The sequence below is a fragment of the Lysinibacillus sp. FSL W8-0992 genome, assembly GCF_038008685.1.
Lineage (GTDB): Bacteria > Bacillota > Bacilli > Bacillales_A > Planococcaceae > Lysinibacillus.
In genome coordinates, this window is record NZ_JBBOZQ010000001.1 from 276,372 (window position 1) to 288,677 (window position 12,306).

General features: G+C 37.8%; 9 protein-coding genes. 3 read left to right on the plus strand and 6 right to left on the minus strand.

The window, feature by feature from the left end; translation table 11 throughout:
* Positions 1-306 precede the first annotated feature (306 nt).
* Together NSQ74_RS01150 and NSQ74_RS01155 are read left to right on the plus strand one after the other, a co-directional pair.
* Complete coding sequence (locus NSQ74_RS01150; protein ID WP_340821106.1) at positions 307-1,326, plus strand: LacI family DNA-binding transcriptional regulator; 1,020 nt, start codon at positions 307-309, stop codon at positions 1,324-1,326.
* A 343-nt stretch (positions 1,327-1,669) separates the two neighbouring features.
* The gene (locus NSQ74_RS01155; RefSeq protein ID WP_340821107.1) at positions 1,670-3,859 is read left to right on the plus strand and encodes a DNA topoisomerase III; all 2,190 of its coding nucleotides are present in this window, start codon (positions 1,670-1,672) and stop codon (positions 3,857-3,859) included.
* Between the two features lie 525 nt (positions 3,860-4,384).
* On the opposite strand, the gene NSQ74_RS01160 is transcribed toward NSQ74_RS01155, so the two are convergent.
* From NSQ74_RS01160 to NSQ74_RS01185, 6 genes are all read right to left on the minus strand, one after another.
* Positions 4,385-4,669, minus strand: a complete 285-nt coding sequence (locus tag NSQ74_RS01160; RefSeq protein WP_340821108.1) for a hypothetical protein — start codon at positions 4,667-4,669, stop codon at positions 4,385-4,387.
* Between the two features lie 96 nt (positions 4,670-4,765).
* Positions 4,766-5,512, minus strand: coding sequence for a hypothetical protein (locus tag NSQ74_RS01165; protein ID WP_340821109.1), 747 nt, complete (start codon positions 5,510-5,512; stop codon positions 4,766-4,768).
* Between the two features lies 1 nt (position 5,513).
* Positions 5,514-9,296, minus strand: coding sequence for a DEAD/DEAH box helicase (locus tag NSQ74_RS01170; protein WP_340821110.1), 3,783 nt, complete (start codon positions 9,294-9,296; stop codon positions 5,514-5,516).
* Positions 9,297-9,440: 144 nt separating this feature from the next.
* Positions 9,441-9,995: an NADPH-dependent FMN reductase gene (locus NSQ74_RS01175; protein ID WP_340821111.1), complete on the minus strand. Its 555-nt coding sequence runs from the start codon at positions 9,993-9,995 to the stop codon at positions 9,441-9,443.
* Between the two features lie 131 nt (positions 9,996-10,126).
* On the minus strand, positions 10,127-10,321 hold the full coding sequence (locus NSQ74_RS01180) for a hypothetical protein (protein ID WP_340821113.1): 195 nt from the start codon (positions 10,319-10,321) through the stop codon (positions 10,127-10,129).
* 12 nt (positions 10,322-10,333) lie between these two features.
* A complete protein-coding gene (locus NSQ74_RS01185) occupies positions 10,334-10,978 on the minus strand; it encodes an NAD(P)H-binding protein (RefSeq protein WP_340821114.1) in 645 nt (214 codons plus the stop codon).
* A 229-nt stretch (positions 10,979-11,207) separates the two neighbouring features.
* Here NSQ74_RS01185 and NSQ74_RS01190 point away from each other — a divergent pair, with 229 nt between their 5' ends.
* Positions 11,208-12,254 carry a PseG/SpsG family protein gene (locus tag NSQ74_RS01190; protein ID WP_340821115.1) on the plus strand — a complete coding sequence of 349 codons (1,047 nt, stop codon included), beginning with the start codon at positions 11,208-11,210 and terminating at the stop codon, positions 12,252-12,254.
* The last annotated feature ends 52 nt before the right edge of the window (positions 12,255-12,306 follow it).

Below are 12,306 nucleotides of genomic sequence, written 5' to 3' on the forward strand. Positions count from 1 at the left end.
ATAATGACTTGAGAAAAATGGTGGATGAACATCGGGGAGCTTTAAACGGAAAACTAATTGTATTATTTTATTTTTGGCTCACTTAAAGCGCTTTCCCTATTGGATTCAACAATTGGAAAGTGTAGAGTTAGAAGAAGTACAATTATATTTGAATTATTTATGTAAAAATAAACCACAACATGGTAATCACGATGACTTTATTTTGAAATAAAATGTATCTTCATTCGAGATGTTTTTTGCGTAGAATCGTTGCGCCAGCAGTAGGAATAATACAAAAAAATTAACAATGTAAGGTAGGTACGATAGGTGACAACAATATATGATATTGCAAAAAAAGCTAATGTTTCTCCTATGACTGTTTCAAGAGTTATTAACAATAAAGGCAATATTAGCGAGAAAACAAGAAAAAAAGTAGAAGCTGTTATTCAAGAATTAAACTATATCCCCAACTCCGCTGCCAGAAGTTTAAATATTAAAAAAACGAAGCTCCTTTCATTAGTTATTCCTGATATTACAAACCCTTTCTTTACAAAGGTTGCTAGAGGTGCAGCAGATAAGGCTAATCAACTAGGCTACCAGCTTATGTTGTGCAATACTGACGAAGATCCAGAAAAAGAAAGTGGCTATATAGATGCTCTTATTTCGAAAATGGTAGACGGCGTCATTATTGCGCCTACTGGAAATCAGTCTAAAAAAAACTTAAAAAAGCTTGTGAAAAACAAAGTTCCCTTTACGTTAATTGATAGGATGATAGATGATCTTCCATGCGATATGGTATTGGGCAATAATCATGAGGGAACAAGAGCGTTAGTTCAGCATTTAATTGATCGAGGACATAAGAAGATTGCGCTTATTCATGCACCGTTAGATATTTCCACATCCAAAGAGCGTTATCAAACGTATGTAGACACATTGAAAGTAAATGATCTGTCTTTTAATAAAAATTTGGTTATCCAAACACATTATAAACAAGAAGAAGAAGAATGGGACACTATCAATGGTTTACTGCTATTACCTGAGGAAGAACGACCTACTGCCATCTTCGCAGCTAATAACTTTATAGCGATTAACGCAATTACAACACTGCGCAACAAAAATATCCGAGTGCCAGAAGATATTGCCGTTGTGTGCTTCGACGACTTAGAGCCTTATTCAAATTTGGACCCTTTCTTCACAGTAGCTTCACAGCCCGCATATGACTTTGGTTATATGGGGACACAATTAGTTATTGAACGAGTTGAAGGAAACGGACCAAGCGAATATCGCAAAATTAATCTTCAACCAAAACTTATCGTGAGAAAATCTTCAAGTACTTCTATTGTTTAAGATCATTAATAAAGTCGATTTTTAAAAAAATCAGACAGAAGTAAACTCAAAAAATCCGAGTTTATTTCTGTCTTTTTCATAAAATTCAGAATATTTTTAGTGCCTGACACTTAATCATTTTGTATATTCCCCTACTTTTTCTTTCGAATTAGATGCACCTGTAAGGAATATCTTCTTTTGTTGAAAATCCTCATGTTTCCAGTAACAAGTGCCAGGCACTCAAACAATTTAAATTAAGTTAATGTCCAATTCCCCCTTCGTATACACCGCTGATTTCTTCTTTAGCATAATAATAATGCTCTATGATATAGTAAAAACAAGGATTTACGAAAGGATGTTATTTATGGCTAAAAGTGTAGTAATAGCTGAAAAACCATCAGTAGCTCGCGATATTGCGCGTGTATTGAACTGCAATAAAAAAGGAAACGGTTATCTTGAAGGGGATAAATACATCGTTACATGGGCACTAGGTCATCTTGTAACATTAGCAGACCCTGAAAGCTATGACGTGAAATACAAAACGTGGAATTTAGAAGATTTACCAATGTTACCTGAACGCTTAAAACTGACAGTTATTAAACAAACAGGTAAACAATTTAATGCGGTAAAAAGCCAACTGACGCGCGGTGATGTAGGAGAAATCATTGTGGCAACTGATGCTGGCCGCGAAGGTGAACTCGTAGCACGTTGGATTATTGATAAAGTAAAGATAAATAAGCCGATTAAACGTTTATGGATTTCTTCTGTAACTGATAAAGCCATTAAAGACGGGTTTGCTAACTTAAAACCAGGCAAGGCCTACGATAATTTATATGCTTCCGCTGTTGCCCGTTCAGAAGCAGACTGGTATATCGGACTAAATGCTACTCGTGCTTTAACAACGCGTTTTAATGCACAGCTAAACTGCGGTCGTGTACAAACACCAACAGTGGCAATTATTGCGGCGCGCGAAGATGAAATCAAGCATTTTAAAGCACAAACTTATTACGGTATTGAAGCTCAGACTAACGATCATTTAAAACTGACATGGCAAGATACAAAGGGTAATAGTCGTAGCTTTGATAAAGATAAAATTGACGCTATCGTTAAAAAGCTTGGTAGAAACAATGCAACTGTTACTGACATTGAAAAGAAACCGAAGAAAACTTTTGCTCCAGGTTTATATGATTTAACAGAGTTGCAACGTGATGCGAATAAAATTTTTGGCTATTCTGCAAAAGAAACGCTGAATATTATGCAAAAATTATATGAGCAGCACAAAGTATTAACGTATCCACGTACAGACTCTCGCTATATTTCACAAGACATTGTTGCAACTCTACCAGAACGTTTAAAAGCTTGTGGTATTGGTGAATACCGTCCACTTGCAAATAAGCTTTTAAATAAACCAATTAAAACGTCGAAGGCATTTGTTGATGATAGTAAAGTTTCTGATCACCATGCGATTATTCCGACAGAAGGCTATGTCAATTCTTCTGCATTCTCCGATAAGGAACGTAAAATTTACGACCTTGTTGTGAAAAGATTTTTAGCTGTTCTTTTCCCTGCTTTTGAATATGAGCAACTGACATTACGTGCAAAAATCGCTGATGAAAGCTTTGTCGCGCGCGGGAAAACAATCCTATCAGCTGGCTGGAAGGAAGTATATGAAAATCGTTTTGACGATGAGGATACAACAGATGATTTGCAAGAACAAATCCTTCCGCGCATAGACAAGGGCGACACACTTCAGATTAAACTGATCGCACAAACATCTGGCCAAACGAAGCCACCAGCCCGCTTTAACGAGGCAACGCTATTATCGGCGATGGAAAATCCGACGAAATATATGGGGACGAACGATAAAAAATTAGCCGATACTTTAAAATCTACAGGTGGTTTAGGTACAGTAGCAACTCGCGCTGATATAATCGAAAAGCTCTTTAATTCATTTTTAATTGAAAAACGTGGTGCTAAAGATATTTACATCACTTCAAAAGGCAGACAACTGCTTGATTTAGTTCCAGAGGAGTTAAAATCCCCTACCCTTACAGCTGAATGGGAGCAAAAGCTCGAAGCGATTGCCAATGGAAAACTGAAAAAAGATGTATTTATTAGCGAAATGAAAAATTATACGAAGGAAATTGTTTCTGAAATTAAGGCAAGTGATAAAAAATATAAGCACGATAATATTTCTACTAAATCTTGCCCTGATTGTGGTAAACCGATGCTTGAAGTTAACGGCAAAAAAGGCAAAATGCTTGTTTGTCAGGACCGTGAATGTGGTCACCGCAAAAATGTAGCACGTGTGACAAATGCTCGCTGCCCTCAATGTAAGAAAAAACTCGAGCTTCGTGGTGAAGGCGATGGGCAAATCTTTGTATGTAAATGTGGGCATCGCGAAAAATTATCTGCATTTGAAGCGCGCCGTAAAAAAGAAGGCGGCGGTAAAGTCGATAAACGCTCAGTTCAAAAATATTTAAAGCAACAAAATAATGATGAACCAGTAAACAACGCAATGGCTGAAGCCTTAAAAGGACTAAAACTCGATTAAGAGTGCCAGTCACTCACACAATTCTGAATTCACCCTAGCAAGATATTTTTAATAACTTAAGCCGCACACCAAGCATAGCGAGGGGTGTAGCTTAAGTTTTTTTCATCTCTAATACAATATAAATTTGCTAGTAAAACTATTGAATATTTACATAAAAAGTACGTTTAAAACTGCATACTCTTATTCCCTTAACATATATTGAATTGTCATAATATTCACTAAATTATGAAGGAGGAGTAGAAAATGCAAGCTCAAGACTTTAGACCTCGAAATGTGATTATTATTACGATTATAGTTGTTTTATCACTAATAATTGGGCATTCGATTTATGTAAATTATATTGAGGTTTTATAATTACACATTCTGAAATCATATCTAGTATCTTCGTTGTTGGTGGCAGAGTAAATATGTAAGCGGAATTATTACCATAAAGGCTATCTATATACTATTTAGAGTTAAAGAGTAAAACGAAGAATCCTCTCAACGTCCCCTTGTACCATGTGGGCGTAGAGAGGATTCTTTTTTCTATTGCAGGATTACCTCCTTGCTTCGCGGAATCACTACCTCGCTCCGCGGAATCAACCACTCTCTCCGCGAAATCACACCCTCACTTCGCGGAATCAACACCTCGCTCCGCGGAATTATCTCCTCGTTCCGCGGAATCACACCCCTGCTTCGCGGAATCAACACCTCGCTCCACGGAATTACCTCCTCAATTCGCGGAATCACACCCCTGCTTCGCGGAATCAACCCATTACTTCGCGGAATCAGCCCTACACTCTGCAAAATCATCCCATCGCTCCGAATCACTAGCTCACTCCGCGAAATCCTCTCCATAACTAATCGTTTTTAAGCACAAAAAAACAAGCGGTAAGCACACCATTGCTTCACCGCTCGTTCTGTCATTTATAAATATTGTTCACGCCATTGTAGTTGCTCTTTTTCAGTAAGTTGCTGTTCCAGCTTTTCATCCCATTGGTTTAGCAATGTATTCCATACTCGGACATATACAATATTTTGCTCCTTATTAAAAAGAACGAATTCTAAACAGGGGATATCATTAATCTGTTTCGCATCTGAAGTAACAATAGTTGCTACTATTTTTTGTGAGCTAGATTCTTCCTCTTCCTGCTGTAAAGCTGCAAGCATCATTTCCTCATCAAAATGTTCTTGCTGCTCAGCGTCCTTATCGACATAACGATATGGCTCAGGTAACTCATCATATTCCTCTATAGCCTCTTCTCCTACAGGAAGAATCGCTTGGTGACATGGACTAAATAATAGCGTTGCCGTTTCGACCTCTAGCTCTTCCTCGAAAATGCCATGCTCCAATTGTTGCTCCCCTTTAGAGGTTAGTCTATAGAAACCATCCGTTTGTTCGATAAGTCGCACGCGAGACATTAATGAAACTAAGTCCTCAATAAACAGTGGATCTACTAATAATAGCTCACTCAATTCCTGCACATTTTGAAAATTTGCTTCCTGCATGCTAATTAATAGCATTTTCATTAGGACATCCATCGTTGAGCGACGAATTGGCTCATATGTCACTTCAATCGTGCGAACCGGAATACACCATTCAGTAGATTTCACTATTTTCACATGACGATTTTGCTGTAACTCTCGTATTAAACGCTGTTGTAATTTTAACACCCTACATCACCTGTCCTTCATGATTACGTAAACCGTTGTAGGATTTCACCGTCGTTAAAAGATTGCTGTACATGTCACGTGTATCTTGATGCTTAGCACGTTTTGCAAACATATCTGCACTGCCAACAAGCATTAACAATTCACGTGCCCGAGAAAGTGCAACATTTAACCTGCGATAATCTCTCGCAAAGCCAATGTCTCCTCCCTTTGGCGTATTACGTACCATACTAACTAATATGACATCCATCTCCATCCCCTGAAACTTATCGACAGTTCCCGTTCTAAATTGTAAATGGGGTAGCTGTAATTCCTGTTGAAGTAGACGATTAATTTTTTTCACTTGCTCGCCATAGAAGCTAATAACGCCTACACTTTTCTGTACATCCTGTGGTATGCGCCCGGCCTTTTTCGCTTCTAAAACAGCAGCATTTAAATCTGTTAAAATTCGGCGGATTGTTTGTAGTTCCCCCTCATTATAACGACTCGTACCACCTTTAACTTGTTCCTCTAAAAATGGTTTTTCAGTTGGCATATCAATCCATAGTAAATGATCATCTCGATTGACGAAATGTCCTTCTAAGCCATGGTCACGCGCTATATCAGAATCCGGTAAACCGCATTGCAGACCACTCTCTTCCTTGGCGTAAAAAGGTGTAATACTATGCATGATTTTTTCATGCATACGGTATTGTAATGCGAGCATTTGCTTATGTGTTGGCGGTAAGTTATTAAATAACCGCTCGAATAACGATTCACGCAGCAAGCTTTTTAGCTCTTGTGCACCATCAAAGTTTGGATTTTCTTCTAACATGCCCTTCAATGTTTCCTCTAGCGTATCATCACCAAGAAGTGGTGGTAGCTGATGATGGTCACCCACTAAAATGACTTTTTTGCCCTTAAGCATTGGTAATAATAGCTCTGGAGGTGTCGCCTTGGATACTTCGTCAATGATGACAACATCAAAGGTAGGATAGTTTTCCATAAATTCCTTACTTGCAGAAGCAACGCATGTTGTTCCGATAACATTGGCATGACGCACATATAATTTACGAATTTCATCTAAATCATATTCTGTTGCGTTTTGTAACTTATCACGCCATTGCTCTTGCAATTTCTTACGTAGAGGTAGCTGCTGTTCTTTACGATGTAGCTCTTCTAAGCTTTCATTTGTCGTTTGAATAGTTTCTTTTACTTCCTCATATGTGCGCTCTGGCGTAGATTGTAGCAATGTTGTTAACGCAGTTAGTTGTTTTTCCTTTTTTAGCCCTTCTACATTTATATCTTTAATCTTTTCTTCTAATTGTGCTAGCTGTTCCTCAACCTCAACTAAGCTTGCCTTTGCTGTTTGTTGTGCTGCTTTCTTAGGCACAAGTTGTGTGTTAGCTTGCTCAACGGCCTGAAGCTGTTGACGGGCTGTTTGTAGAGCGGTTTGTGTATTAGATACTAGCATTTTCAACTGTTCCACTGATTCTTCTGGCATAATATCAGCTTGGAATGTATCAGCGAGTTGCTGTAGACGCTCGGTATGTTTAATATATGGCTGTAATTGGCGTTGCAAGCTTTGTACATCGAAGCTTGTTATGGCACATTCTTGATGTATTAAACTACTAATATTTTTACGTAGTGACTCAAATTCCCGATCTTTATGATCCTGTTGTTGTCGAAGCGCCATCCCCTTTTGCCAAACAAAATCGCGACGCATATAGAGCCCTAGTAAATAGCTTTCTACCTGTTCGATAGGAGGTGTTTGCCCTTCTTGAAACGACTCATTTAGCTGCGCAAATACACCCGTTAAATTTTTTAATGAGAACGATTGAACAGGCTGTTGACGACTTTTAGCTAACGCTCGTTCTTTCTCCTCAGGCGTTACCATTGTTTCAAGCTTTGCAATCGCTTTTTGTAATCGGGAATTTATTGTTGCCCAGGCTTCTAAATCTTTCGCATCCTCTAAATGCTCTAATCGTCCAATTTGTTGAGCTAAAATGTGCGTAGGACGTATTTGATAATGCTCTAAAAAGCGTTGAATACGATCAAAGGACGTTAACGTACCAATATATTGTTGTCCTTCCTTCATTAAAAGCAATCGCTTATTTTCTTGTTCATATTTTAGTTGAATATCTTGAAACTGCGATGTCAGCTCCTGCTTTTCTACAAGTAATTCTTTATATTGAATAGCAGCTTGCCATTGTTCTATTTTATGGGTGCAATCTTGAATCGTTTGTTGTAGCTGTTCAAGCGAATCATAATCAGATAAAATTTGTTCTTGCGATTGTATAGCAGACTCTAGTTGTGCTAGCTGTTTCTCAAGAAGCTCTTTTTGCTCTTCACTAGATTCTTTTTCTGCTTTTGCCGTTTTCAAATCCTTTTTTAACGATTGAATCTCTTTTTGCAAAATTGGTTCGTCTATTGCCGCCTGTTCCTTAGCAGCGATTTCCTTAACTAGCTCCTCAAGCCATGTCTCAAGCTTTTGCCGCTCGTCCACTGCTTTTAAAATACTTGCCTTCAATTCTTGTTCACGCTCAGCAAAAGCGATAATTTCTTCTTCAACAGAAGCTAATGTTTGTTCGCGCCAATGAAGGGCAACATTTTCCTCAATGAATTTTTTTCCCTCTTCTTCAATACTTTCTGTTCGACCATACCGTAAAATTCGAATTTCTTGATTGGAGAGAAGTCTTCCTAATGCATTATCAACAGCTAAATTTGACTGTGATGCAACGAGTGTTTTCAATCCTGCTTTTACATTTTGCTGGCATATTTCTGAAATAACCGTTGTTTTCCCAGTCCCCGGTGGCCCTTGAATCACATATAAATCTTCAATAGATAGGGCTCCGATTACCGCTTTACGTTGATATTCATTTAAATTATTATGAAACTCAATATCATCTCTCAGCTTTGCAGTGCGGACAGTTGGGCGTTTTTCAAATAAAATCGTCTCTAGACTAGCATTAACTGCTTCGCCTTTTTCTAGCTTCGTAAAGCCATTGCGTAAGCGTCGAATTTGACTTAGTGTTGCAAAATTACTAAAGCTTGCTTGTTTTGAGCGCAAGTTTAACTGATCTTTACGAGCCTGATCCTGTGCAAAAGGCTTTAAATCAATTTCCACTGTTTGCTTGCCAGCATTCGATTTTAATACTTGTCCGATTTCGCCACGTACCCCTTGGATGCTAACACTTAAACCTTCGAGTTGCTTCCATTCCTTCGCTTTTACATATGGACATACAAGCGTTAAACGTGAAAAGTCTTCATTGAAGTAGCTTTGTTTAAATTCCGTATGAATATCATCAATTGTTGCATCACGTTCTTGGATTTTTAAATAGCCTTCCCAACTTGCAATACGCTTTTTCACATATTCGGTGCGTTCTTCAGCAATCGGTAGTTCTCTTATTTTCGTATGAAGGTCAAGCGGGATACCTGCGCCATTATTAGGCTTTGTTATAAATTGCAATGCAGCCGGTAAGCGGCGATTCGTACTTATTGGACCTCGCATATGTACAAAACGAATATTTGTTGCTAATAACCCTTCCACTTTTAGCACACAATCCATAATTGCCGTTTTTCCGGCAAGTACACTATCTAACTTTTCATTGTGCTCTGCATTAAAATAAATCGATAAAAACGTTTCGCCAATTGTTTTGGCTTTTCTTTTTTCAATATAGACAGTAACTGTTTTTTGTAAAGCAAAAAAGGCATGCTCGTTTGCTGAGCATTCCTCTACCGCCTCCTTCGCCTTATTCGTCAAAATTAAATTACAGCGTTGTTTCTCTAGTAAAGCGATGTTCTGCATGAGCTGCCCTCCTTTCCGAATTCACTAAAGTATTATTTTATCATATCGTAAATGGAATCTTGCAAAGAAAAATCCCCTGCACAGTGATTTCCTTCCACTGTACAAGGGATCAATACTTATTGGTACCGACAATAGGACATATCTTTAATGTTGGTCTATTGTTTCTTTCGGTAATGTTTTACTCATTTCACAGTACTGAACGAAAACACGTGCCATTTCACGTAAACGATTATGAACATCCTCGTCTACAATTACATTATTTGCATCAAAATGTGATGTATGCGTATATACATAGTTTGGTGTCACAAGTGCACGGAAGTAATCTAAAATAGGCTTTAATTGGTTCTCAACTACTAAATGGTGCTGATATGTGCCACCATTCGCTACGATAGATACTGGCTTATAACGCATTGTTTTCGGATGTAAAAAATCAAAAGCATTTTTCAATACACCTGGAATTGAAGCTTGGAAAATCGGAGTTGCAATAATATACGCATCCGCTTCTTCAAACTTTTGAATCATTTTTTTCATATCTTCATTTAATGGTGAGCCATCGACAATTTGATGTTTATATTCACTAAAATGCATAATTTCTAAATCGAAACTAGCATCGAAATCTTTAATATAACGCTCTACTTGCTCTAAAATAGCACCAGTTTTACGCCCAAACATTGTGCCATCAACGAGTAAAATTTTCATATTCATTTTGCCTCCACATTCATCTTCTACAATAATATTGTAACAAATGAATAGTGGCTCGGGAAGAATTGTAATAGTCAAAACAATAAATTCAGTCTTTAGACGGAATGCTATATTTAATGGAAAGACGACTATTTTTCATCGTGTCGATTAAATGTCACTTCTTTATCTACCACAGTTTCTTCCACTTTATATTTATCTCGATTTATAATGACCTCTCGATTTACCTTGCGCTCTGCATCAGACACATCTAAGCCTTTAAGCTTTTGCCAATTAAATAACTCTTCACGCGTAAATTCATCTTGTGCCACAGTTGGAAAATCCATTTTCGCTAAGTCCTATGATGGATAAATTGTCACCGGCTGTTTCTTTCCATGTAAACCAATAACGATCATTGATTTGGCAACTTGCGAGGACTCAATAGAGCGCAAACGCTTTAATGGTCCTATTAATAAAGGTTTAGCAAGTTTTATTAGCTTTTCTCCTACCTTTTCGCCAAAACGAAATTCATCGCGCTGTCCTACTAAAAGAGAGGGACGAATAATGGATAGACGCTGTAAGCCTAGCTCTATTAATGCATGCTCAAGCTTCCATTTCACACGATTATAGTAAAATCGAGATCGCTCATTGGCACCCATAGCTGTAATGACAAGCATATGCGGAATCCCTTGCTTTTTCGCCAATGAGGCAATGGCTAGTGGATATTCAAAATCAACTTTTTCAAACGCCTCACGTGATCCAGCCTTTTTAATCGTTGTACCTAAACAACAAAATAACTCATGGGCAAATTCAATATCTTTTTCTTCTAATGTATCGAAGTTTCGAATTTTCACCTCTAACTTCGGGTGCTTATATTGTAGCTCTCGTCGTGCTATAACGATGACCGAAACATATTCATCATTGTCACATAACTGTTCTATTAGTGAACTACCTGTTAATCCAGTAGCCCCTACAACAATTGCCGAACGCATGCCCAATTTCATTCCCCCTTTGAGAAAGTCTTATATTTGCTCCACAAAGACGATTTCTATGTATGTATCATCAATAATGAGAACTAGCTTCATTTTGCATGTCCTCTCTACTATTCATCGGTATAGCAAAGTCAATTTTTAAAGTTTCATCTCATACATTATTTATCTAATGTTAATTTTTACACATACTTGCCCAATTTTCACCATAATTTAAATAGACAGATGAAAGGATGGGATACATTTGCAAAACGAAACACAAACAATTAAACCGAAAAAATCGATTGTTTTCATAATTGAAAGCTGTATTGATAAAGGGCTGTATCCTTTTGAACGAGTTGCAACATTAGCTAAGTTGCTTGGACAAGAGGAAGTTTTCATATTCGTAAAAACCCCTTCAAATGATGGGATTCAAATTTTAATGAATCACAATCTTTCACCAATACTATTCGATCACTTCGACGAATTACCTAAGCAAATAAAAGCGATACAACCTGATTTAATTGTTAGGGATGGTCGTAACTCAGAAAGCTGGCAAGTGGAGAATTTACGGCCATTTTGCAAAACGATTATTCATTTTGATGATTTTGGTGATGGTGGCCAAGCCTGTGACTGTGTATTACTAGCACTCTATCAAGAAGTTAAAGATTATATGCCTTCCCATTATATTGGTGGCAGTTTCGTCTTTGCATTACCTGAAGCTTATCAGCATGCAGAACAATTACCTGATCTTAAAACACCAGAAAATCCTCCTCATATTGTTGTTGCTTTCGAGGATGGGGACGAGCATAACTTAACATATCGTACTCTTCGACACCTAACCCAGCTACAAATCCCACTACAAATTACAGTAATGATAGATGAAAGTTATCGACATGCGACTGACGACTTGCAAATGATGGTTTTAAGTCGTCGGAATACTGCCATTTTGCGTGATAAAGACGCACTCCTTAAATTATTACCCAAAGCTGATGTCATAATTTGCAATGCTAATTACACACCATATAAGATTGCTTCCTATGGCGTGCCATGTATTACGCTCGCACAGACAGAAAATGAGCTATTACACGCTTTCCCTCGTGAGCATAATGGCTTTATACATCTTGGCCTCGGGCGTAAAATGAAACAATCACAAATACAAAATGCTGTTATGGAGTTTTTATTGCATGAGGCGCGCAGTGAACGTGCTGTGAAAAAACAGCGCCAGCTGAATGTCGCTAGCAATAACAAAACGCTTGAATCTTTATTACTTGATTTCGCTTATGATCGACATAATATCGCTTCAACTTAGTGATTCTTTTAAGGTGAATATGATACAATATATTAGAATTTTTCACTTTCGT